This window comes from Streptomyces sp. 7N604 (genome assembly GCF_052245475.1).
In the GTDB taxonomy this organism is placed as follows: domain Bacteria; phylum Actinomycetota; class Actinomycetes; order Streptomycetales; family Streptomycetaceae; genus Streptomyces.
On the sequence record NZ_JBQQBX010000031.1, the window covers coordinates 63,948 to 86,027 of the forward strand.

A 22,080-nucleotide genomic window follows, 5' to 3' on the forward strand; every position below is an offset into this window, starting at 1 on the left:
CGACCCTGGCATGGGGTCCTTCGTCACGGATCGGTGACCCGCAGGGGCCGGCAGCAATGGCCCTCATAGGGTGAGGCCGTGTACATCTCTCCCCGCGCACTCGACGGCAGTCGGCGTCACCGCCTGGCCGTCGGCACCATGCTCTTCCTCTTCATGCTCGGCGCCGGGGCGGTCCTGACCGCCGTCGCGGTCAGCGGTAACGGCGGTTCCCTGCTGGCGTCCGCCGGGTTCGGGGCGGGCGCGGTGTCGGGGTACCTGCTCGCCTGGTGGTCTGCTCGTTACTGGTACGCGGCCTTCTGCGAAGGGCGACGTGCCGAACCGGTGCCCCAACCCGATCCATGGCCTTGGTTGCCGCCTCCGATAGTGGTGGCTGCGGCTGCTGCCGTCACCGGTGTGCGTGCCCTGAGCCGGGGCGACAGCAGCGGGTGGTTCTCCATCGGATTCGCGGCGCTGTTCGGGCTGCCCGTCGTCATGGGGCTGGTGCTGTTGCTGCTGACGCGTTTTCGTCGGCGTGGGGAAGCCTCCGTTGCGTCCGTCCACGGGACCGAACCGTCGCGGCCGCGTCGCGACTGGGGGCCTATCGGCTAAGGGGCTGACAGGCGTCAGCCGACGCTGTTTCCCGTGACTGGAGCGCGCAGGGTGCTGTTCCGCAGACACGAGAGCACCTGAGGGCAGGGAAGGGATGGGCGGCAGCGCGGCGGGTGAGGGCGCCGAACATCCCCCACCGATCCGGAACTCGGCAGCCTGCCCTCCCGCGAGGTGGACGCAGCTTGTCGTACGTGCGGACCAGCGCGGTCAGCGCCGCCGAGTGCGCCGTCCGGCAGGTTCAGGGCCGTCATCGAACCCTCCTCGAACCGCAGGCCCGAGTGCGCCTGCTGGGCCAGCGCGATCATCTGCGGTGACAGGTCGACCCCGAACACGGACAACCCCAGCGCATGCAGGTGTGCCGCCAGGCGGCCGGGGCCGCACCCGAGGTCGGCCACCGGACCGGCGCCGGCGGCCTGTACGAGTTCGGCGAAAGCGGCGAGCATTGCCCGGGCCAGCGGCCAGGCCGCCAGTTCGTCGCGGAAGCGCTCGGCGTAGTCGGTGGCCACGGCGTCGTGGAACGCCCGGGTGGTGCTGAGGAAGTCCGGCTCGGTCTTCACGTTCGAGCAGCCTGCGGCCCCCGGCCATACGTGGATGCGTGTTCTCAGGGCGGAAAGCCGTGCTCCCCGTGGAGGCGAACGAACCTGGCCCAGGTGAGGACCTGTTCGCGTGCCAGCCCGGCTGCGGTGCGCCGGAACGACACGACCTCCTCGTCCCCGCCCGAGCCGATGGGCTGCACGAGGCGGCCGCCGGCGCGGAGTTGTTCGATCAGGGGCGGGGGGACCTCCGGGAACGCCGCCGAGACGACGACGGCGTCGTACGGAGCGCGCTGCGGTACGCCGCGGCTGCCGTCCCCCACGCACAGCTCCACATTCCGAATGCCCTGACCGGCGAGGTTCTGCCGCGCCTGGCGGACCAGTTCCGGCCATCTGTCGATGCTCACGACGTCGGCGGCCAGACGGGCCAGCAGCGCGGTCTGGAAGCCGAAGCCGGTGCCGACCTCGAGTACGTGCTCGTCGCCGGCGAGTTGGAGGCCCTCGATCATCCTCGCCGACAGCGAGGGCTGTGTCGTGACCTGCCCGCGTCCGATCGGGAGGGGCGAGTCGTCGTACGCGTCCGCCTCGTAGCTCGCGGGGACGAAGCCGACGCGCGGCGTCCTCCGTACGGCCTCGAGTACGCGCTCGTCGCGGATGCCGGCCGCCCGGATGGCTCGGACCAGGTGTTCGGGACCTTCGGGACCTTCGGGACCCTCGGGCGAATCCGCTTCCATCATGGCTCGCCGTCCTCACGCTCGCCCGACCGGCCCCACCGGCCCCACCGGCCGCTCCCGCCCAAGCGTGAGCGTGCCGTCCGGCTCGAGGCCGAGGCCCGGGTGGGAGCCGAACCCCTGGCTGACCCGGTCGAGAACCGTGCGCAGCCACTCGGCGTCCCCGCGCGAAGCGTGCCGGAGCCGCATTCGCCGGGCCTGCATGGGCACGATCCGCGCGCCGGCCAGCTCACCCGTGTCCGCGTCCACCGACACGAAGTACAGCAGCCGCAGGTCGTCCCGGTACTCCTCGTAGCCGGAGATCCCCTCGTAGTCGTCGATGAAGTCCCCGCAGCCGTACAGGATGAGCTTCTCCCGGTACACCTCGATCGGGCGCGGGTGGTGCGACGAGTGCCCGTGCACGACGTCGACCCCGCCGTCGATCAGCGCGTGCGCGAAGCGGATCTGCTCCCGGGGGACCCCGTAGCCCCAGTTGGACCCCCAGTGGATCGAGGCGACCGCGACTTCGCCCGACCGCTTCACCTGCCGTACGCGGTCGGCGTCTTCGGCCGCCGCGGCGTACGACGGCTCGGGGACGAAGTCGACCCCGGAGCGGTCTGCGGTGGCGGCCCAGCTCGCCGGGATGCCGCTGGACGCCATTCCGAAGGAGAAGACCAGAACGCGTGCCCCACCGTCGACCGGGACGATGGCCGGGCGCCGCGCCTCGTCCGCGTACCGCCCCGCTCCCACCGCCCGCAGCTTCGCTGCGGCCAGGGAGTCCAGCGTCTCCTCGAGCCCGCTCCGGCCGAAGTCCAGCACGTGGTTGTTGGCCAGGGCGCAGACGTCGGGCCGGGCCGCGGCCAGGCAGGGGAGATTGTCCGGGGTCATCCGGTAGTGCACCGGCTTCCCCGGCTCGAAGTCGTCACTCCGCGTGACACTCGTCTCCAGATTCACCACCCGGACGTCGGGCGCGGCCTCGTCGAGCGCGTCGAGGGCGTCTCCCCAGGGCCAGGAGAACTCGACGGGGCGCGGGATCGGACCGTTCACCGCCTCCGCCAGCTCGACGTAGCCGTCGGCGTCCCGGATGTACGTCTCCCTCAGCGCCGGGTCGCCAGGGTGCGGAAGGATCGCGTCCACGCCCCGGCCGAGCATCACGTCGCCGCAGAGAAACAGCGTCACCAGGTCGCCCCGCATACTTCCACGCTAGGACGTGTCCGGCGGCTCATGGCACTTGCGCCGGGCTGCTTCCCTGCCACGCGACGGAGCCGCAGATCGAAGCCGCGGGACGGGGCGCCGGGCGCCCGCGGGCGGAACCGCTGTAGGGCCGGGCGCCCGCGGGCGGAACCAGCTGTAGGGCCGCGCCCGCGGGCGGAACCAGCTGTAGGGGCACTGCGGGGGTTAAAGCGGGGAAAGGCCGATCGGTGCCCTGGACACCCACCCTCAGCCCACCCCTCCCCAGGACTCGGCTCCGCTTGTCGGCGGGGCGACGTACGCTGGAGCACCCCGGCCCGTATGACGTGTCGGGCGATTCGCGTTGTCCGCCTGAGGTCCGCGATTCGTAAGTCTGCGTAGCCAAGTGATCACCCGGGACGGGAAAGCCTTCATGAGCCTGCACGGTCTGCTCGACGTCGTCGTCAATGATCCCGCGCTCGCCGAAGCGGTGAAGGCCGCCGCCGACGGCAACCGGCCGCATGTGGACCTCGTCGGCCCGCCCGCCGCGCGCCCCTTCGCCATCGCCGCCCTCGCCAGGTCTGCGAGCCGCCCCGTGCTGGCCGTCACCGCAACCGGCCGCGAGGCCGAGGACCTCGCCGCCGCCCTCCGCTCGCTCCTCCCTTCGGAAGGCGTCGTCGAGTACCCGTCCTGGGAGACGCTGCCCCACGAGCGGCTCTCCCCCCGCTCCGACACCGTCGGCCGCCGCCTCGCCGTGCTGCGCCGCCTCGCGCATCCGGCTGCCGACGATCCCGCCGCCGGGCCGGTCAGCGTCGTCGTCGCTCCCATCCGCTCCGTGCTGCAGCCGCAGGTCAAGGGGCTGGGCGACCTGGAGCCGGTCGCGCTGCGCACCGGCGGGACCGCCGACCTCGAGGAGGTCGTGGACGCGCTCGCGGCCGCCGCGTACTCCCGCGTCGAGCTGGTCGAGAAGCGCGGCGAGTTCGCGGTGCGCGGCGGCATCCTCGACGTCTTCCCGCCCACCGAGGAGCACCCGCTGCGGATCGAGTTCTGGGGCGACGACATCGAGGAGATCCGTTACTTCAAGGTTGCCGACCAGCGCTCCCTCGAGGTCGCCGAGCACGGCCTGTGGGCCCCGCCGTGCCGCGAGCTGCTGCTCACCGCGGACGTACGGCAGCGGGCCGCGGACCTCGCCGAGCGCCACCCCGAACTCGGCGAGCTGCTCGGCAAGATCGCCGAGGGCATCGCGGTCGAGGGTATGGAGTCCCTCGCTCCCGTGCTCGTCGACGACATGGAGCTGCTGCTGGACGTCCTCCCGGCCGGGAGCATGGCGGTGGTCTGCGACCCGGAGCGGGTCCGTACCAGGGCCGCCGACCTCGTCGCGACCTCCCGGGAGTTCCTGCAGGCCTCCTGGGCCGCCTCGGCCGGGGGAGGCAAGGCGCCGATCGACGTGGGCGCCGCGTCCCTGTGGGGCATCGCGGACGTACGGGACCGGGCCCGCGAGCTCGGCATGATGTGGTGGACGGTCAGCCCCTTCGTCACCGACACGGAGCTCGAAGAGCCCGGCGGGACCGAAGGCGACACCCTCCGGCTCGGTATGCGCGCCCCCGAGAGCTACCGCGGCGACACCGCCCGCGCCCTCGCCGACACCAAGGGCTGGCTGGCCGACGGCTGGCGCACGGTGTACGTCACCGAGGGGCACGGCCCGGCGGCCCGTACGGTCGAGGTGCTCGGCGGCGAGGGCATCGCCGCCCGCCTCGCTGTGTCCGATGAAAAGAGGGGCGACCTCGCCGGGATCTCCCCGTCCGTCGTCCACGTCGCCTGCGGCTCCATCGAGTACGGCTTCGTCGACCCGGGCCTGAAGCTCGCCGTCCTCACCGAGACCGACCTGTCGGGCCAGAAGGCCGCGGGCCGGGACGCGGCCCGGATGCCGGCCCGCCGCCGCAAGACCATCGACCCGCTGACCCTGCTCGCGGGCGACTACATCGTGCACGAGCAGCACGGCGTGGGCCGCTACATCGAGATGGTGCAGCGCACCGTGCAGGGCGCCACCCGCGAGTACCTGGTCGTCGAGTACGCCCCGGCCAAGCGCGGCCAGCCCGGCGACCGGCTCTACATCCCGACCGACCAGCTGGAGCAGATCACCAAGTACGTCGGCGGCGAGGCCCCGACCCTGCACCGGCTCGGCGGCGCCGACTGGACGAAGACCAAGGCGCGCGCGAAGAAGGCGGTCAAGGAGATCGCCGCCGACCTGATCAAGCTCTACTCGGCCCGCATGGCGGCCCCCGGCCACACCTTCGGCGCCGACACGCCCTGGCAGCGGGAGCTGGAGGACGCGTTCCCGTACGCCGAGACCCCGGACCAGCTCACCACGATCGCCGAGGTCAAGGAGGACATGGAGAAGTCGGTCCCGATGGACCGGCTGATCTGCGGCGACGTCGGCTACGGCAAGACGGAGATCGCGGTCAGGGCGGCCTTCAAGGCGGTCCAGGACGACAAGCAGGTCGCCGTCCTCGTCCCGACCACGCTCCTCGTGCAGCAGCACTTCGCGACCTTCTCGGAGCGCTACTCGCAGTTCCCTGTCGTGGTCAAGGCGCTGTCCCGGTTCCAGTCCGACGGCGCGGCGAAGGCGGTCACCGAGGGCCTGGGGGAGGGCTCGGTCGACGTCGTCATCGGCACCCACCGACTCTTCTCCTCCGAGACGAAGTTCAAGGACCTGGGCCTGGTCATCGTCGACGAGGAGCAGCGGTTCGGCGTCGAGCACAAGGAGCAGCTGAAGAAGCTCCGCGCCAACGTCGATGTGCTGACCATGTCCGCGACCCCGATTCCGCGCACGCTCGAGATGGCGGTCACCGGCATCCGCGAGATGTCGACGATCACCACCCCGCCGGAGGAGCGGCACCCGGTGCTGACCTTCGTCGGCCCGTACGAGCAGAAGCAGATCGGCGCGGCCATCCGCCGCGAACTGCTGCGCGAGGGCCAGGTCTTCTACATCCACAACCGCGTCGAGTCCATCGACCGGGCGGCGGCGAGGCTCCGCGAGATCGTTCCGGAGGCCCGTATCGCCACCGCCCACGGCCAGATGTCGGAGTCCTCCCTCGAACAGGTCGTCGTGGACTTCTGGGAGAAGAAGTACGACGTGCTGGTCTCGACGACGATCGTCGAGTCCGGCATCGACATCTCCAACGCCAACACCCTGATCGTCGAGCGCGGCGACAACTTCGGCCTCTCGCAGCTCCACCAGCTGCGCGGCCGCGTGGGGCGGGGGCGCGAGCGCGGCTACGCGTACTTCCTCTATCCGCCGGAGAAGCCGCTGACCGAGACCGCCCACGAGCGGCTCGCCACCATCGCGCAGCACACGGAGATGGGCGCGGGCATGTACGTGGCGATGAAGGACCTGGAGATCCGCGGCGCAGGAAACCTGCTCGGCGGCGAGCAGTCGGGGCACATCGCGGGCGTCGGCTTCGACCTGTACGTACGGATGGTGGGCGAGGCCGTCGCCGACTACCGCGCCTCGCTCGAGGGCGGCGTGGAGGAGGAGCCGCCGCTCGAGGTCAAGATCGAGCTCCCGGTCGACGCGCACGTCCCGCACGACTACGCGCCGGGCGAGCGGCTGCGTCTCCAGGCGTACCGGGCCATCGCCTCCGCGAACTCCGAGGACGACATCGCGGCCGTACGGGAGGAGCTCACCGACCGGTACGGCAAGCTGCCGGAGCCCGTCGAGAACCTGCTGCTGGTGGCCGGGCTGCGGCTGCTCGCGCGGGCGTGCGGGGTCTCGGACATCACCCTCCAGGGCTCCAACGTCCGTTTCTCGCCGGTCGAGTTGCGGGAGTCGCAGGAGTTGCGCCTCAAGCGCCTCCACCCGCGTTCTGTCATCAAGCCGGCCACGAAGCAGGTCCTGGTGCCCCGCCCGGCGACGGCCCGTATCGGCGGGAAGCCGCTGGTCGGGCGCGAACTGCTGGCGTGGACGGGCGAGTTCCTGACGACGATTCTCGGCGGCTGAGGGCGGGGGCGGACGGAGACAGGGGCGGGGGGCGGACGGAGACAAGGGCGGGGCGCGTCCCTAGGATTTCGCGCTGGGCGCGCAATGCCGCGCGCCCAGCCCGCCTCCGCCTAGGCCTCCGCCTCCGCCTCCGCCTCCCGACGGGACACCGCCTTGATACGGTCCTCGCTCCCCGCCCGCACCGCGTACGCCGCCGCTGCTCTCACCGCCCTCCTGGCCGTCGGCGGGTGCGTGCCCGACGGCGGCGGGAGCGACGGAGGTCGGCCGGAGCCGTCCGCCACAGGGGATGCGGGCCCGGACTCTGGCTCGGCGCTGAAGGCCGTCGACGGCCTGACCGTCAAGGGGCGGGCGCCCAGGACCGGTTACGAGCGGGAGCGGTTCGGCTCGCCGTGGGCCGACACCGACAGCAACGGCTGCCCGACGCGCGACGACATACTCGAGCGGGACCTGGACGCGGTGACCTTCCGGGCAGGGGAGGACGGGGAGGCCGGGAAGGACGGGGAGTGCGTGGTGGAGTCCGGGGCGCTGGCCGCGGACCCGTACACCGGCAGGCGCGTGGAGTTCCGGCGCGGCGGGCGCAGCGAGGTGGACATCGACCATCTCGTCGCGCTGTCCGACGCCTGGCAGAAGGGCGCCCAGCAGTGGGCGCCGCGCAAGCGCATCGCGTTCGCCAACGACCCGCTCAACCTTCTCGCGGTCGACGCAAGCACCAACCGCGGCAAGAGCGACGGCGATACGGCGACCTGGCTTCCGCCGAACCGGACGTACCGCTGCCCGTACGTCGCCCGGCAGGTGGGAGTGAAGAAGAAGTACGGGCTGTGGGTGACGCAGGCGGAGCGGGACGCGATGCGGCGGGTGCTGGCGCGCTGCCCGGGGGAGAAGCTGCCGACCGGCGGCAACCCCACAGAGGCGCCGGCGCGCTTCACGGCCCGGTAGGGCGGCGGCTTGCCGGGCTCGTGCCGGGTGAGCCGCGTATCCGAAGCATGCCCCGAATCGTTGCCCGAATCAGTGGCCCAGACCACGCCGACTGCCTAACATCGATCACCGCAAGGTCGGTGCACCGTCGCACAACCGTTGCCGCCGGGAGGCCCACTTGATCCGCCTGATCCGCCGCAGGACCGCGCTCTCCGTCTCCGCCGCCGCGCTGCTCGCCGCGTCGCCGCTGCTGGCTGCCTGTGGCAGCGCCTCGCACCCCGGTGCGGCGGCCGTGGTCGACGGCGACCGGATCACCGTCTCCGAGCTCCAGACGCAGGTGGAGGCCGTACGGGAGGCGCAGCGCGGCTCCGCGCAGCCCGCGCAGCTGATCCAGGACAGCGGCCAGCTCAGCCGGGCCACCCTCAGCAGCATGATCTTCGACCGGATTCTCGACCGCGCCGCCGCGGACGCCGGTGTGAGCGTCAGCCGCAGCGACGTACAGAAGGCGCAGGCGACGGCCGAGCGGCAGGCGGGCGGCGCCGACCGGCTGCGCGAGCAGTGGCTCCAGCAGTACGCCATCGCGCCCGGCCAGGTGGAGGCCGCGATCCGCAACCAGGTCGCCATGGACAAGCTCGCGCAGTCGCTCGGTGCGGACCGCAGCAGCCCTCAGGGCGTGCAGAAGCTGGTGGACGCCCTGAGCGAGGCCTCCACGAAGCTGGGTGTCGACGTCAACCCGCGCTACGGGACGTGGGACTCCAAGAAGGTCCAGCTGGGCAACGCGAAGACCCCCTGGCTCCGCCCAACGCCCACGGAGCCCGCCCAGGCCTAACGCCGCGCGGCCGCCCACCGACGCGGGCTTCTCTCCCGACCTTCCCTTCTGGAGCCCAGCCCCAGACCCCGGGGCCAAGGCCCGCGGGGCCCGGCGATCGTCTGTCTGCGGCGGGTTTCTCGCCTGATGGCCATTCCCCGGCCTGGGATTGAGCCCCAGGATCCGGTGGGCCGGTTGCCCGGCCGCGGTCCCGGTGATCAGCCCGTCTGCGCACGGCTATCTCCCCCATCCCCTTCCCGAATCTGGGGCGCGGCCGCCGGGCCCCAGGGCGAGGGACACGCCGCGCGGGGTCCGGTGATCAGCCCGTCTGCGCGCAGCTTTCTCCCCACCCCGCCCCTCCCCGAATCCGGGGCCCGGCCCCAGACCCCAAGGCCAGGGGCCGTCGCGCGGGTTCCGGTGATCAGCCGGTCTGCTGGGGGATTCCCCGTGCCCGCCCCGTCCCGAATCTTGGGCCCGGCCCCAGCCCCCGGGGCCAGGGCCGCCGCCCCTGGTGAGCCCCACGCCCCCGAGGGCCGGGGGCCGCCGCGGGCCCGGTGATCGGTCCGCCCAACCCCTCCCCCTTCCCCACCGGGGCTCAAGCGCCAGACCCGGGTGGCCAGAGCCCGCCGCGCGGGAGCGGCGATCAGCTCGCCTGCGGTGGGGTTCTCGGCCGCCGCGCCATTTCCGGGCTCGGGTTGGGCCCGAGACCCCGGGCCCAGGGGCGTAGCCCCCGGTTTCGGGAAGGGGCGGGGCAGGGGAGAAACTGCCGGGCGGTGGCCGGCTGGTTGCGCGGGGGTGTCACGGTCAGGACCAGCTTGCCGCGGGTGCCGCCGTCCTCGCCGCGGCGGTGGGCCTCGGCCGCCCGGTCCAGCGGCAGGACGTCCTCGACCTCGGCGCCGACAGCCCCCGCGTCGATCAGCTCCGCGATCCGCGCCAGCGCCGCGCCGTCCGGCTCCACCAGAAACGCACTCGCGCGCAGCCCACGCGCGCGCTCGCCGTGCCCCTGGGAGGGCTGCGCACCTGGGTGGAGGACCACCTCGACGACATCCCGTCCGCCCAGGGGGAGTGAGCGGTGGGTTACGTTCGACCCGTGAACGCAGCAGCACATGCGAACGACGCAGCAGAAGCCGACGCAGCAGGAGCAGCAGAGGCCCCCGGCCGCATCATCCTGCTCACCACCAGCCACCGGGTCGCCCCGGGCCTGCTCTCCTGGCCCGCCTGGCAGGCGCTGCGGGGCGCCGACCGCGTCCTGTGCCCCGACCCGGACCACCCTCAACTGCCGTACCTGCACGAGGCGGGCATCGAGGTCGAGCACGCCGCCCCGTCCGCCCGCGAGCTGGTGGAGTACTGCGCGGGAGGCCGTACCGTTGTCGTCATCCCGTCCGGCGAGGGCGACCCGGAGCTGACCGACGGGCTGGCCCGGATGGCCGGTTCCGGCCGGGTGCAGATGCCGGACCTCGAGCTGCTGCCCGCCTCGTACGACCTGCCGGGCGCGCGCCTCCTCGACCTCGTGCAGGTGATGGACACCATCCGCACCGAGTGCCCGTGGAGCAGCACCCAGACTCACGAGGGCCTGGCGAAGTACGGGATCGAGGAGGCGTACGAACTCGTCGAGGCCATCGAGGCGGGCGACCGGCACGAGCTGCGGGAGGAGCTGGGGGACGTGCTGCTGCAGGTCGTCTTCCACTCCCGGATCGCCGAGGAGGACCCGGACGAGCCGTTCTCCATCGACGACGTCGCGGGCACGATCGTCGAGAAGCTCATCCACCGGCACCCGCACGTCTTCGGTACGGAGACCGCCGAGACCTCGGAAGACGTGAAGGCGCACTGGCTGCGCACGAAGGCCGCCGAGAAGCAGCGCGAGTCGGTCACGGACGGCATCCCGCTGGGCCAGCCCGCGCTGGCACTCGCCGCCAAGCTCGCGGCGCGGGTGCGGACGGCAGGGCTTGCCGTGCCGCTGCCTGCGGCGGGGGACGGGGGAGGCGTCGGTGAGCGGCTGCTGGCCCTCGCCGTACGGGCGGAGAAGGAGGGCACGGACCCGGAGTCGGCCCTGCGCGCCGCGGCCCGCGCCTACCGGGACGCGATCCGTACGGCCGAGGGGACGGACTGACTCTCCGCTGGCTCTCCGCGACTCCCCGCGCCGGCTGACTCCCGGCCGCCGACTGACTCTCCCCGGCGGGGGTACTCGTGGCGCATGTTGCAGCTGACCATGGACATTGCCGTGCGGCGGGACTACCTGGTCGGGATCGGTCCCCTCGTCATCGGGATCTTCGTCGTGCTCGTGCTGTTCGGAGCGGTCGTCCTCGGCCTCCGGGTCCGGGCGCGCGAGCCGGGGCCGCCGAAGGAGCCGCAGCGGCGGGGTGGCGCGTGGGGGACCCACGACGAGCACGAGACGGGCGAGGCACCGCCCAATCACGGGCCGGGTCACCAGGACGTCGCCCGCCCGCGCACGGACTTCCACGAGCGCCGCAGGCCACACGACGTACCGCACAACGGCATCCGGCACATGCCGTACGAGTTCGACAACCAGCGGTCGGAATCTGCGGCGGACGAGGGGGAGCCGGAGTCGAGGAAGTGGGACCGCGGCGGCAGCGGCCACGGCACAGGCTGACCGCGCGCTCCGCGCGCGAGCAACTGGGGGGACACGGCTCGCCCGACCCCACCCGATGGTCGCAAACCGGGGCATGCGGCCCCGGCCCTGCCCGGACTGGCGGCGCTCCGGCCGCCGCGGGGGCCTCAGCGGACGGGCCGCGCGGGTGCTTGCCGGTCCCAGTCCGACGCTGGGTGACCGGGGCCTCGGCTACCCATGCCAGGGGCCTCGGCTACCCACGCCCTCGGGGGGAGGAAAGGTTGGCGGCCAGCCGTGCCCGAATCGTGCGCCCATGCCGATCGATCGTGCGCCCATGCCGGTCGCGCACCGGCCTTGGGCCGGGGCGGGCTCGCCGCGGCTGTCCATCGGCTCCACTTGGCGCTGCGCGCAGGGGGCTTCCAGCGGCGGGCGGGCGGGGAATTCGCGCCATGGTTGCCCGGAGAGCGCGCCCTGTTGGCCGGGAACGGGCGAGGTCACAGGGCCGGGGCGTTGACGGCGCGTCACCGGCATCGGGAGACTGCCGCGCATGGCGATCACCCGGCAGCGCGGTCGACGGTACGGCAACGGGGTCCTCGAGGCCGTGGCTCGGCTGGGGCGGCCAGACGGGCACGGACGGGGCGCGCTCGCCGCGTTCGGGGCGCTGGCCGCCGCCGACCTGGCCGCCGTCGCCCGCAGCCCCCGCGGCCTCCGCAGGGCGGCGAAGCCGCTGCTCATGCCCGCGCTCGCGGCACACGTACTGCGCCGCCGCAAGGACACCTCCGAGCCCCTCCCCAAGGCACTGATCGCCGGGCTCGCCTTCGCCGCCGCAGGCGACACCGCGCTCCTCTTCGACGAGCACGAGCCCGCCTTCCTCCTCGGCATGGCCGCCTTCCTCGGCACCCAGGTCAGCTACACCGCGGGCTACACCCGCAAGCTCGGCGCGCTCCGCGGCATCGCGAGGAAGCCGTGGCCCGCGGTCGGCTGCCTGGCGGGCTGGGCGGCCGTCAACGCGCTGCTCGGGCCGACGCTCGACGAGCGGCTCCGGCTGCCCGTCGCCGGATACAGCCTCGCGCTGACCGTGATGGGCGCCGCCGCCCTCGGCGTCGGCGGCAAGGTGGCCGCGGGTGCCGCCGCCTTCCTCGGCTCGGACCTCCTGATCGGGCTCCAGGCGGCGGGCCGTGAGCTCCCCTCCCGCGAGGCCCACGAGGTCCTGATCATGGCGGGCTACCTCCTCGGCCAGTACCTCATCGCCTCCGGCTGGCTCGAGCACACCGACGCAAGGGTGGCCGCCGCCGCTTGAATCTCCAGTGAATCTCCAGCCGCTGGAAGGCCGGGACTCCGGACCATGAACGACGACGGCCCGCGAGCCGCTCACCATCGGGCGGCTCTCCCGCCGCCCCCGTTCGCCGAGGCGCGGGGGAAGCCGGAACCCGCTCCGTGAAACGCGACGGTGGCCTCCCACTGGAGCGGGAGGCCACCGACCGCGTTCCGGCATCCGAGTGCGTTCCGGTGCAGGGTGGGCTGAGGCCGGCCGGGCCGCGGCGCACCGCCGGCGCGCGGAATCGCTACCAGCTGTGCTTCTTCTTGCCGTGGTCCTTCTTGTAGCTCTTCTTGTCGTGCTTCTTCTCGTGCTTCTTGTCGTGCTTCTTGTCGTGGTGATCGTTCTCGGCGTTGATGCAGACATTGCCGATCGTCGCGTTGCCGATACTGAGCGGACCCTCATTGAAGTTATTGCCGCAGATGTTGATCGGGATGTGGAGCGGAATCTGGATCACATTGCCAGAGATGACGCCCCCGGAGTTAACGGCCGCGCCCTTCGAATCCGAGCTGGCAACCGCGGTGCCGGCGACACCGGCGACCACGGCACCCGCCGCGGCCGTGACGGCAATGGCCTTGGCCATGCGTGACATGTCTGTCTCCTCTGCAGAAAGGAACCGTTCGCGCAAATGGCGCGATGGCATACGCCACAACGCCGCGGGCCACGACAGGTCACGCACTCTTACGCCGATCGGATCAGCACGGCGCCGCGTACCGCCCTGGCTGCGCGAGCAGGCACGCTGGAACTCGACTTCACGCCGATCATGAGTGAATTGGCGCCGCCGCCCGAGCAGCAGCGCGGAAAGGCGTTCGTCATCCTGGAGGACGCCCCGGCCGAGGCTGGTCTGCGCTGCTGGGCCGACAAGGGGTACCAAGGTGCCGGCGCCGCGGTGCGGGTGCCTTAGGAGTCAGAGCCGGAAGTCGAGCCGATGTTGAATTCGAGATTGGTCACGCACCAGGAGCCATCGATCTCGGTGGCGTCGATCTTGACGTCCAGCTCCTCCGGCTCCACTCCGGTGGAGTGGGACAGGATGATCTACTGGCTGGTGGCCGATGGCTGCGAGGCCGCCGCACCATCCCTCTTCTTCGGGTCGGCGGCGGCCGAGCCCCGTGCGGCCGGCTTTTCCGCGGCGGAATCCACATTGTTCGAACATCCTGTGACAGCCGGGACCGTCGCCGCCAAAGCGATTCCGGCGATCCAGCCGATGGTCGTCTTCCTATAGTTCCCTGACACCATTCCCGCAGCCCTTCCGGTGGATATCCCTGCACTCGATGCCGCCCCGGGCATCCCACATCAGGGCGCTGCATCGCACGTGGAAACGGGATGGGTGGCGGAGAGGTTCGGACGGACAGCCACGGCCGGCCCCGGACTGCGCTCGGGCGCATCAGGAGCGAGGCCGCGCCCCCCGTCGCATAGGCCTGCCACGTGTCATGGCCGTGCAGAGCGCGCTCAACGGCAACCCCGGCCCCGGCATGTGGCTCCCAGGAGACAACAGGCAAAGATGAAGCGGATCCCTTGCCCTGGAGCAGGCCGGTTACGGTCGAAGGGTGCACGACGACTCCACTGCCCCCACCTCGCCCACGCTCTTCACGTGGGAGTTCGCCGCCGACCCGTACCCCGCGTACGCCTGGCTGCGCGAGCACTCCCCGGTGCACAGGACCACGCTTCCCAGCGGGGTCGAGGCGTGGCTGGTCACGCGGTACGCCGACGCGCGGCAGGCGCTCGCGGAACAGCGGCTCAGCAAGAACCCCGTGCACCACAGCGAAAGAGCCCACGCCAAGGGAAAGGTGGGCATTCCCGGCGAGCGCGGCGCCGAGCTGATGACGCATCTGCTGAACATCGACCCGCCCGACCACACCCGCCTGCGCCGCCTCGTATCGAAGGCGTTCACACCGCGCCGGGTCGCGGAGTTCGCGCCGCGCGTGCAGCAGCTGACCGACCGGCTGATCGACGCCTTCGCGGAGCGGGGCGAAGCCGATCTCATCCATGAGTTCGCCTTTCCCCTGCCCATTTACGCGATCTGCGACATGCTGGGCGTTCCCGCCGAGGACCAGGACGACTTCCGCGACTGGGCGGGCATGATGCTGCGACATTCCGGGGGACGACCCCCGGGCCCCCGAGGAGGCCACGGCGGCGGGCCGCGTGGCGGGGTGGCCCGCTCGGTGAAGAAGATGCGCGGCTATCTCGCCGAGCTGATCCACCGCAAGCGCGCCGACCTCGGCGACGACCTGATCTCCGGACTGATCCGGGCCAGTGATCACGGCGAGCACCTGACCGAGGGCGAGGCCGCGGCGATGGCGTTCATCCTGCTGTTCGCCGGGTTCGAGACGACGGTCAACCTGATCGGGAACGGGACGTACGCGCTGCTGCGCAACCCGGAGCAGCGGGAGCGGCTGCACAAGGCCCTCGCCGCGGGCGACGAGACGCTCCTCGCGACCGGAGTCGAGGAGCTGCTGCGCTACGACGGGCCGGTGGAGCTCGCCACCTGGCGGTTCGCCACCGAGCCCCTCACCATCGGCGGGCAGCGCATCGCCACCGGCGACCCCGTACTCGTCGTCCTCGCCGCCGCCGACCGCGACCCCGACCGCTTCGCGGCCCCCGACACACTCGACCTCGGCCGGCGCGACAACCCGCACCTGGGATACGGCCACGGCATCCACTACTGCCTGGGTGCACCGCTCGCCCGACTGGAGGCGCAGGCGGCCCTCGCCACGCTCCTCCGCCGCCTTCCCGACCTGCGACTCGCGGTGGAACCTGCCGATTTGCGCTGGCGCGGCGGGCTCATCATGCGTGGATTGCGCACGCTTCCTGTGGAGTTCAGCCCCGTTCGGCCCCATGAAGTGTGAGCAGCGTTCAATTTCGTGATCTTCGCGTGATCTCCACTACATCGACTTGTGACAGCAGTTCGGTCTCGCTACTTTCATGCCGCAGCCCCGCACCTCTTGCACCACCTGTCGCACGAAAGGCAATCGCATGCGCTCCGGGACCGGTCGGCACCGCCGCCCCCGTCAAGCTCCGGCCATCTTCGTCGCGGCAGGGGTGACCGGCTCGGCGATCGCCATGCCGCTGCTGGCCGCGAGCGGCGCTCAGGCCGCGGACACCGATACCTGGGACCGGGTCGCGCAGTGCGAGAGCGGCGGCATGTGGAGCGCCGACACCGGCAACGGCTATTTCGGCGGGCTGCAGTTCACCCAGGAGACCTGGGAGCAGTACGGCGGCCGCGACTACGCGCCGAGCGCCGACCTCGCCAGCCGCGCCCAGCAGATATCCGTCGCCGAGAAGGTGCTCGCCGTCGAGGGCCCCGAGGCGTGGCCCAACTGCGCGACGAACGCGGGGCTCACCGAGGACGGCGCCGACCCGGACGTGAACCCCGGTATCGATCTCCCGGGGACGGCCGACTCCCTCGTGCCCGACTCCGGGGACCAGGCGCCCACCGACGGTCGGGACGAGGCCGACGGCGCGAGCGGCAGCGGCTCGGACGGCCGTACGGAGGACCGTACGGGCGGCAGTGCGGACTCCGGCGAGCCTTCCGGGGGCTCGTACGAGAAGCCCGACGGGTCCGGCGCCTCCACCCCGGCCGAGGGCTCCGGCACCGGCAAGCACCGCGGCAAGCCCGCGGACGAGGAACTCCAGGACGGCAGGGGCGGCGACGCCGGTGCGGGCGCCGAGGGCCGCGAGGACGGGGGGCACGCCTCCCGCGGCGGCGACTCCGGCCGCGCCGGGAAGGGCGGCGACTACACCGTCCGGCCGGGCGACAGCCTGTCGGAGATCGCCGAAGAGCACTCGCTCGACGGTGGCTGGCCCGCGCTCTATGAGACGAACGAGGCGGTCGTGGGCGGCGACCCGGACCTGATCCACCCGGGCCAGCAGCTACAGCTGAGCTGAGTCCCGCCCGTACGAGCCCGCGCTCAAGGCCCCCAAAGGTCCGCTTTGCGGACCTTTGGGGGCCTTTTCGTCTCGCCGGGCGGGCGAAGGCCAACCGATGCCCCGGGGGCGGTTAGGCTCGTGCCGCAGAGACAGCGATCCACAGAGATCCACAGTCCCTGCGATTCCAGCGTCACATCCCAGAAGGAGATGCTCGTGCCGTCCATCGACGTCGTCGTAGCCCGGGAGATCCTCGACTCGCGAGGCAACCCCACCGTCGAGGTCGAGGTCGGCCTCGACGACGGCAGCACCGGTCGTGCCGCCGTCCCCTCCGGTGCCTCCACCGGAGCGTTCGAGGCCCTCGAGCTCCGCGACGGTGACAAGAACCGCTACGGCGGCAAGGGCGTGGAGAAGGCCGTGCTCGCCGTCATCGAGCAGATCGGCCCGGAGCTCGTCGGGTACGACGCCACCGAGCAGCGGCTGATCGACCAGGCGATGTTCGACCTGGACGCCACCCCGGACAAGTCCTCGCTCGGCGCCAACGCCATCCTCGGCGTCTCGCTCGCCGTCGCGCACGCCGCCTCCGAGGCGTCCGACCTGCCGCTCTTCCGCTACCTCGGCGGACCGAACGCCCACCTGCTGCCGGTCCCGATGATGAACATCCTCAACGGCGGCTCGCACGCCGACTCCAATGTGGACATCCAGGAGTTCATGATCGCGCCCGTGGGCGCGGAGTCCTTCTCCGAGGCCCTGCGCTGGGGCGCCGAGGTCTACCACACCCTGAAGTCCGTCCTGAAGGAGCGGGGCCTGTCCACCGGCCTCGGCGACGAGGGCGGCTTCGCCCCGAACCTCGACTCCAACCGCGACGCCCTCGACCTGATCGTCGAGGCCATCAGGAAGGCCGGTTTCCAGCCCGGCCAGGACATCGCGCTCGCGCTCGACGTCGCCGCCACCGAGTTCTACAAGGACGGCTCCTACGAGTTCGAGGGCAAGTCCCGCAGCGCCGCCGAGATGACCGCGTACTACGCCGAGCTGGTCGAGGCGTACCCGCTGGTCTCCATCGAGGACCCGCTGAACGAGGAGGACTGGGACGGCTGGAAGACCATCACCGAGCAGCTCGGTGACAAGGTCCAGCTGGTCGGCGACGACCTGTTCGTCACCAACCCGGAGCGCCTCGCCCGCGGCATCGAGAACAACACGGCCAACGCCCTGCTGGTCAAGGTCAACCAGATCGGCTCCCTGACCGAGACCCTCGACGCCGTCGAGCTCGCCCAGCGCAACGGCTTCAAGTGCATGATGTCCCACCGCTCCGGCGAGACCGAGGACGTCACCATCGCCGACCTGGCCGTCGCCACCAACTGCGGCCAGATCAAGACCGGCGCCCCGGCGCGCTCCGAGCGCGTCGCCAAGTACAACCAGCTGCTGCGCATCGAGGAGATCCTCGACGACGCGGCGGTGTACGCGGGCCGCAGCGCGTTCCCCCGCTTCAAGGGCTGAGCCGCACGGGCTGAGCCCCGCGGCTGAGCTCAAAGGCAGCCAGTCCTTCGTACGTCCCCGGCGGCGGTCCCGTACCGTGGCCGGGGACGTACGTTCGTGACAGCAGGGAGGCGACGTGGGCGCGGACCGGGAGCGTTTCTCCACCGCGACCAGGCTCAAGGCGCTCGGCGAGCAGGCGGCCGCCCGGGTCTACCGGGCCCAGGCCCGCAGAGCCCCGCGCCGCAGCCGGCTCACCGGCCGCGCCGCGCTGCTCGCGCTCGTCGTCTGCTCGCTCGTCGTCGCCCTCGCCTACCCCATGCGGCAGTGGGTGTCCCAGCGCTCGGAGATCGCCGAGCAGCAGCGGCAGGCTGAGCAGGCGCGCAAGGCGGTGGAGAAGCTGCGCGACGAGAAGGCGCGCTGGCAGGACCCGGCGTACGTGGAGCGGAAGGCGCGCGAGCACCTGCACTTCATAAGGCCGGGCGAGACCGGCTACACCGTGGTCGACGGCAGTACGTACGACAGCAGCCGCCCCAAGGAACAGGGCAGGGCCGACCGCGCCTGGTACAGCAACCTCTGGGACGGCGTCGACCGCGTCGACGCCCGCGACTGAGCCAGGTCCGCTCCCGGCCGACAACCGACCCGAACCGCCCCCTGACCGAACCGATCCGAGCCGAAGAAGAGAACCCCCGCAGGCATGGAAACGCCCCCTCCCCAGACCGACCCCACCCCGCCCACCGACGCCGACATCGAGGCGATCGGCGAGCAGCTGGGCCGCGTGCCGCGCGGGCTGCGCGCCACCGCGCACCGCTGCCCCTGCGGGCTGCCCGACGTGGTGGAGACCGCGCCGCGCCTGGAGGACGGCACTCCCTTCCCGACGCTCTACTACCTGACCTGCCCGCGCGCCGCCTCCGCCATCGGCACGCTGGAGGCGGACGGCGTCATGAAGGACATGACGGCCCGGCTCAAGGAGGACCCGGAGCTGGCCGCCGCCTACCGCGCCGCGCACGAGGACTACATCCGGCGCCGGGACGCCATCGAGGTGCTCGAGGGCTTCCCGAGCGCGGGCGGCATGCCGGACCGGGTGAAGTGCCTGCACGTCCTGGTCGGGCACTCCCTGGCCGCGGGCCCCGGGGTGAACCCCCTCGGGGACGAGGCCATCGCGATGCTGCCCGAGTGGTGGCGCAAGGGCCCCTGCGTGACCCCGTGCACCGGCGAAGCGTGATGCTCCCCGGCCCCGCCCCCGCCCCCCGACGATTGCAGGAGTGCGCATGACACGCGTCGCGGCCGTTGACTGCGGCACCAACTCGATCCGCCTGCTCGTGGCGGACGTCACTGTGCTCGATAGCGCCTCCGGCGCGGGCGCCACCGGCGATCTCAAGGAGCTCGACCGGCGGATGACGATCGTGCGCCTCGGCCAGGACGTCGACCGCACGGGGCGGCTCGCGCCCGAGGCGCTCGACCGCACCTTCGCCGCCTGCCGCGAGTTCGCGGAAGTCATCCGCGAACTCGGCGCCCACCGCACCCGGTTCGTCGCCACCTCCGCCTCCCGCGACGCCGAGAACCGCGAGGACTTCGTGCGCGGCGTGGTGGACATCCTCGGTGTCGAGCCGGAGGTGATCACCGGCGACCAGGAGGCGGAGTTCTCCTTCACCGGCGCCACCAAGGAGTTGGCGGGCCGGGACCACTTCGAGAAGCCGTATCTGGTGGTCGACATCGGCGGCGGCTCGACCGAGTTCGTCGTCGGGGACGACCACGTGCGGGCCGCGCGCTCCGTCGACATCGGCTGTGTCCGGATGACGGAGCGTCATCTCGTACGGGACGGGCACATCAGCGACCCCCCGACGCTCGGCCAGGTCACCGCCATAGAGGCGGACATCGCCGCGGCCCTGGACCTCGCCGAGGAGACCGTGCCGCTCTCCGGGGCGCGCACCCTCGTCGGGCTCGCCGGGTCCGTCACGACCGTCGCGGCCATCGCCCTCGGCCTCTCCGCCTACGACTCGGCCGCGATCCACCACTCGCGGATCTCCCTGGACCAGGTCCGGGAGATCACCGGGAACCTGCTGTCCTCGACGCACGCCGAGCGCGCCGCGATCCCGGTGATGCACCCGGGCCGGGTGGATGTGATCGCCGCGGGAGCCCTCGTTCTGCTGTCGGTCATGGAGCGGACCGGGGCCCGGGAGGTGGTCGTCAGCGAGCACGACATCCTCGACGGCATCGCCTGGAGCCTGGTCTGAGAGGCCGTCCCGGGCCCCCGCCGAAAAAACTTCGTGAAACTCTTCACATGAAAAAGTGGGCCGATGGCGGCCTCGGGGGCTCCCAAAGCCCGGGTAAACGTCCCGTCCGGCCGCTCAATCGCAGGGACGCGCCGTTTCTAGGGTGTTGCGGCCCCGTGTACGGTGCCGGCGGTCCAGTCGTACGGCTGTCCACAAGGCCAGTTCAGGGGCCGTACTCGATGCCCTCCCCTATACCGTGGTCCCCCGCCCGCGCTATGGCCTCGGTCACGGCGGCGGCGGAGTGTAGCAGAGGTGCCGGGGATGCTTGTGAAGGGGCTCACGAGCACCCCTATGGGGGGTGCTGGATACTCGAAACATGAGCACCACGGAGCGTCCCAGGATCCTCGTAGTAGGCGGTGGGTACGTAGGCCTGTACGCGGCGCGCCGCATCCTCAAGAAGATGCGGTACGGCGAGGCGACCGTCACGGTCGTCGATCCGCGCTCGTACATGACGTACCAGCCCTTCCTTCCCGAAGCTGCCGCCGGCAGCATCTCCCCTCGCCACGTCGTTGTCCCCCTGCGACGCGTGCTCCCCAAGGCGGAGGTCCTCACCGGCCGCGTCACCACCATCGACCAGGACCGCAAGGTGGCCACGATCGCGCCGCTCGTGGGCGAGGCCTACGAGCTGCCCTTCGACTACCTGGTCGTCGCCCTCGGCGCCGTCTCCCGCACGTTCCCGATCCCCGGCCTGGCCGAACAGGGCATCGGTATGAAGGGCGTGGAGGAGGCCATCGGCCTGCGCAACCACGTCCTCGAGCAGCTCGACAAGGCCGACTCGACCACCGATGAGAACGTCCGCCGCAAGGCGCTGACCTTCGTCTTCGTGGGCGGTGGCTTCGCCGGTGCGGAGACCATCGGCGAGGTCGAGGACATGGCGCGGGACGCCGCCAAGTACTACACGAACGTGAAGCGCGAGGACATGCGCTTCGTCCTCGTCGACGCCGCCGACAAGATCCTCCCGGAGGTCGGCCCCGAGCTCGGCACGTGGGGCCTGGAGCACCTCAAGAAGCGCGGCATCGAGGTCTACCTGAACACGTCGATGGAGTCGTGCGTCGACGGCCACGTGGTGCTCAAGAACGGGCTCGAGGTCGACTCCAGCACGATCGTGTGGACCGCGGGCGTCAAGCCGAACCCGGCGCTGGCCCGCTTCGGCCTGCCGCTCGGCCCGCGCGGCCACGTGGACGCGGAGCCCACGCTCCAGGTCAAGGGCACGGACTACATCTGGACCGCGGGCGACAACGCCCAGGTCCCGGACCTCGCCGCGGGCGAGGGCAAGTGGTGCGCGCCGAACGCCCAGCACGCGCTGCGCCAGGCCAGGATCCTCGGCGACAACGTGATCTCCGGCATGCGGGGCTTCCCGCAGCAGGAGTACAAGCACGCCAACAAGGGTGCGGTCGCCGGTCTCGGGCTGCACAAGGGCGTCGCGATGATCGTCCTGGGCAAAGCCAAGATCAAGCTCAAGGGCCGCCTCGCCTGGTACATGCACCGCGGCTACCACGGCCTCGCGGTCCCGACCTGGAACCGGAAGATCCGGGTCTTCGCGGACTGGGCGCTTGCGATGTTCCTCAAGCGCGAGGTCGTCTCGCTCGGCGCGATGGAGAACCCGCGCGAGGAGTTCTACGAGGCCGCCCGCCCGGTCTCCGCGGCCCCGGCCCCGGCCGGCAAGTCGGAGAAGGCCAAGGCCGGCTGACCGCAGCCGAGGTCGTACTCACCTGATCCCGAAAGGGCGCCCGCCATCCGTGGTGCGGGCGCCCTTTCGGGTGTTTCCGGCCGGTCTGCCAGGCTGTTCCGCCGACCCGGCGCCGACCAGGCGAACTCCCGGCGTGGAGCGGCCTCCCCGGCGAGGTGAGGGGTGG

The 22,080-nt window shown here is 71.9% G+C and carries 20 protein-coding genes and 1 pseudogene; 16 read left to right on the plus strand and 5 right to left on the minus strand.

Features of this window, described 5'->3' with window-relative positions; genetic code table 11:
* The first annotated feature begins 78 nt into the window (after nt 1–78).
* Nucleotides 79–588: a hypothetical protein gene (locus ACTWP8_RS29825; RefSeq protein ID WP_443325194.1), complete on the plus strand. Its 510-nt coding sequence runs from the start codon at nt 79–81 to the stop codon at nt 586–588.
* Between the two features lie 14 nt (nt 589–602).
* Here the strand turns inward: ACTWP8_RS29825 and ACTWP8_RS29830 are convergent, their stop codons facing one another.
* From ACTWP8_RS29830 to ACTWP8_RS29840, 3 genes are read right to left on the minus strand one after another with little or no spacing between them, the layout of a single operon-like run.
* Nucleotides 603–1,145 (minus strand): class I SAM-dependent DNA methyltransferase, encoded by a 543-nt coding sequence (locus ACTWP8_RS29830; RefSeq protein WP_443325195.1) that lies wholly within the window; start codon nt 1,143–1,145, stop codon nt 603–605.
* A 44-nt stretch (nt 1,146–1,189) separates the two neighbouring features.
* Nucleotides 1,190–1,858, minus strand: coding sequence for a protein-L-isoaspartate(D-aspartate) O-methyltransferase (locus tag ACTWP8_RS29835; RefSeq protein ID WP_443325196.1), 669 nt, complete (start codon nt 1,856–1,858; stop codon nt 1,190–1,192).
* A gap of 12 nt (nt 1,859–1,870) precedes the next feature.
* A complete protein-coding gene (locus ACTWP8_RS29840; RefSeq protein ID WP_443325197.1) occupies nt 1,871–3,025 on the minus strand; it encodes a CapA family protein in 1,155 nt (384 codons plus the stop codon).
* A 409-nt stretch (nt 3,026–3,434) separates the two neighbouring features.
* Between ACTWP8_RS29840 and mfd the strand changes: the two genes are divergently transcribed.
* The 3 genes from mfd to ACTWP8_RS29855 all read left to right on the plus strand — a co-directional run bounded on the left by mfd (nt 3,435) and on the right by ACTWP8_RS29855 (nt 8,745).
* On the plus strand, nt 3,435–7,001 hold the full coding sequence (gene mfd, locus ACTWP8_RS29845; RefSeq protein WP_443325198.1) for a transcription-repair coupling factor: 3,567 nt from the start codon (nt 3,435–3,437) through the stop codon (nt 6,999–7,001).
* Between the two features lie 153 nt (nt 7,002–7,154).
* Nucleotides 7,155–7,937 carry an HNH endonuclease family protein gene (locus ACTWP8_RS29850; protein ID WP_443325199.1) on the plus strand — a complete coding sequence of 261 codons (783 nt, stop codon included), beginning with the start codon at nt 7,155–7,157 and terminating at the stop codon, nt 7,935–7,937.
* Nucleotides 7,938–8,103: 166 nt separating this feature from the next.
* Nucleotides 8,104–8,745 (plus strand): SurA N-terminal domain-containing protein, encoded by a 642-nt coding sequence (locus tag ACTWP8_RS29855; RefSeq protein WP_443325225.1) that lies wholly within the window; start codon nt 8,104–8,106, stop codon nt 8,743–8,745.
* Nucleotides 8,746–9,367: 622 nt separating this feature from the next.
* On the opposite strand, the gene ACTWP8_RS29860 is transcribed toward ACTWP8_RS29855, so the two are convergent.
* Complete coding sequence (locus ACTWP8_RS29860; RefSeq protein ID WP_443325200.1) at nt 9,368–9,832, minus strand: zinc-binding dehydrogenase; 465 nt, start codon at nt 9,830–9,832, stop codon at nt 9,368–9,370.
* On the opposite strand from ACTWP8_RS29860, the gene ACTWP8_RS29865 reads away from it, so the two are divergent.
* From ACTWP8_RS29865 to ACTWP8_RS29875, 3 genes are all read left to right on the plus strand, one after another.
* Nucleotides 9,815–10,834: a nucleoside triphosphate pyrophosphohydrolase gene (locus ACTWP8_RS29865; RefSeq protein ID WP_443325201.1), complete on the plus strand. Its 1,020-nt coding sequence runs from the start codon at nt 9,815–9,817 to the stop codon at nt 10,832–10,834. The two genes, ACTWP8_RS29860 and ACTWP8_RS29865, sit on opposite strands and share 18 nt — an antisense overlap.
* Before the next feature lie 84 nt (nt 10,835–10,918).
* Entirely contained in the window at nt 10,919–11,335 is a 417-nt protein-coding gene (locus ACTWP8_RS29870; RefSeq protein ID WP_443325202.1) for a DUF6479 family protein, read from the plus strand.
* A 505-nt stretch (nt 11,336–11,840) separates the two neighbouring features.
* Nucleotides 11,841–12,593, plus strand: coding sequence for a lysoplasmalogenase (locus ACTWP8_RS29875; protein WP_443325203.1), 753 nt, complete (start codon nt 11,841–11,843; stop codon nt 12,591–12,593).
* A gap of 265 nt (nt 12,594–12,858) precedes the next feature.
* Here the strand turns inward: ACTWP8_RS29875 and ACTWP8_RS29880 are convergent, their stop codons facing one another.
* Nucleotides 12,859–13,203 carry a chaplin gene (locus tag ACTWP8_RS29880; protein WP_443325204.1) on the minus strand — a complete coding sequence of 115 codons (345 nt, stop codon included), beginning with the start codon at nt 13,201–13,203 and terminating at the stop codon, nt 12,859–12,861.
* Nucleotides 13,204–13,434: 231 nt separating this feature from the next.
* Between ACTWP8_RS29880 and ACTWP8_RS29885 the strand changes: the two are divergent.
* The 9 genes and pseudogenes from ACTWP8_RS29885 to ACTWP8_RS29925 form a co-directional block, all read left to right on the plus strand.
* Nucleotides 13,435–13,512 (plus strand): annotated as a pseudogene (locus ACTWP8_RS29885) (IS5/IS1182 family transposase); the annotation flags it as partial.
* Nucleotides 13,513–13,641: 129 nt separating this feature from the next.
* Entirely contained in the window at nt 13,642–13,833 is a 192-nt protein-coding gene (locus tag ACTWP8_RS29890; RefSeq protein WP_443325205.1) for a hypothetical protein, read from the plus strand.
* Nucleotides 13,834–14,158: 325 nt separating this feature from the next.
* A complete protein-coding gene (locus ACTWP8_RS29895; RefSeq protein WP_443325206.1) occupies nt 14,159–15,457 on the plus strand; it encodes a cytochrome P450 family protein in 1,299 nt (432 codons plus the stop codon).
* Between the two features lie 127 nt (nt 15,458–15,584).
* Nucleotides 15,585–16,496 carry a transglycosylase family protein gene (locus ACTWP8_RS29900; protein ID WP_443325207.1) on the plus strand — a complete coding sequence of 304 codons (912 nt, stop codon included), beginning with the start codon at nt 15,585–15,587 and terminating at the stop codon, nt 16,494–16,496.
* A 195-nt stretch (nt 16,497–16,691) separates the two neighbouring features.
* Nucleotides 16,692–17,972, plus strand: a complete 1,281-nt coding sequence (gene eno / locus ACTWP8_RS29905) for a phosphopyruvate hydratase (protein ID WP_443314013.1) — start codon at nt 16,692–16,694, stop codon at nt 17,970–17,972.
* A 115-nt stretch (nt 17,973–18,087) separates the two neighbouring features.
* Nucleotides 18,088–18,561: an FtsB family cell division protein gene (locus ACTWP8_RS29910; RefSeq protein ID WP_443325208.1), complete on the plus strand. Its 474-nt coding sequence runs from the start codon at nt 18,088–18,090 to the stop codon at nt 18,559–18,561.
* A gap of 84 nt (nt 18,562–18,645) precedes the next feature.
* The gene (locus ACTWP8_RS29915) at nt 18,646–19,173 is read left to right on the plus strand and encodes a DUF501 domain-containing protein (RefSeq protein WP_443325209.1); all 528 of its coding nucleotides are present in this window, start codon (nt 18,646–18,648) and stop codon (nt 19,171–19,173) included.
* A 46-nt stretch (nt 19,174–19,219) separates the two neighbouring features.
* On the plus strand, nt 19,220–20,185 hold the full coding sequence (locus ACTWP8_RS29920; RefSeq protein ID WP_443325210.1) for a Ppx/GppA phosphatase family protein: 966 nt from the start codon (nt 19,220–19,222) through the stop codon (nt 20,183–20,185).
* A gap of 355 nt (nt 20,186–20,540) precedes the next feature.
* Nucleotides 20,541–21,914, plus strand: coding sequence for an NAD(P)/FAD-dependent oxidoreductase (locus ACTWP8_RS29925; protein ID WP_443325211.1), 1,374 nt, complete (start codon nt 20,541–20,543; stop codon nt 21,912–21,914).
* The last annotated feature ends 166 nt before the right edge of the window (nt 21,915–22,080 follow it).

What these genes read in the sequence shown, in the direction of transcription:
- ACTWP8_RS29840 (WP_443325197.1), bottom strand. Translation starts at nt 3,025, where the DNA reads ATGCGGGGCGACCTGGTGACGCTGTTTCTCTGCGGCGACGTGATGCTC.
- ACTWP8_RS29925 (WP_443325211.1), top strand. Translation starts at nt 20,541, where the DNA reads ATGAGCACCACGGAGCGTCCCAGGATCCTCGTAGTAGGCGGTGGGTAC.
- ACTWP8_RS29835 (WP_443325196.1), bottom strand. Translation starts at nt 1,858, where the DNA reads ATGATGGAAGCGGATTCGCCCGAGGGTCCCGAAGGTCCCGAAGGTCCC.
- ACTWP8_RS29880 (WP_443325204.1), bottom strand. Translation starts at nt 13,203, where the DNA reads ATGTCACGCATGGCCAAGGCCATTGCCGTCACGGCCGCGGCGGGTGCC.
- ACTWP8_RS29900 (WP_443325207.1), top strand. Translation starts at nt 15,585, where the DNA reads ATGCGCTCCGGGACCGGTCGGCACCGCCGCCCCCGTCAAGCTCCGGCC.
- ACTWP8_RS29860 (WP_443325200.1), bottom strand. Translation starts at nt 9,832, where the DNA reads ATGTGCTGCTGCGTTCACGGGTCGAACGTAACCCACCGCTCACTCCCC.
- ACTWP8_RS29915 (WP_443325209.1), top strand. Translation starts at nt 18,646, where the DNA reads ATGGAAACGCCCCCTCCCCAGACCGACCCCACCCCGCCCACCGACGCC.
- ACTWP8_RS29890 (WP_443325205.1), top strand. Translation starts at nt 13,642, where the DNA reads ATGATCTACTGGCTGGTGGCCGATGGCTGCGAGGCCGCCGCACCATCC.
- mfd (WP_443325198.1), top strand. Translation starts at nt 3,435, where the DNA reads ATGAGCCTGCACGGTCTGCTCGACGTCGTCGTCAATGATCCCGCGCTC.
- ACTWP8_RS29875 (WP_443325203.1), top strand. Translation starts at nt 11,841, where the DNA reads ATGGCGATCACCCGGCAGCGCGGTCGACGGTACGGCAACGGGGTCCTC.
- ACTWP8_RS29920 (WP_443325210.1), top strand. Translation starts at nt 19,220, where the DNA reads ATGACACGCGTCGCGGCCGTTGACTGCGGCACCAACTCGATCCGCCTG.
- ACTWP8_RS29870 (WP_443325202.1), top strand. Translation starts at nt 10,919, where the DNA reads ATGTTGCAGCTGACCATGGACATTGCCGTGCGGCGGGACTACCTGGTC.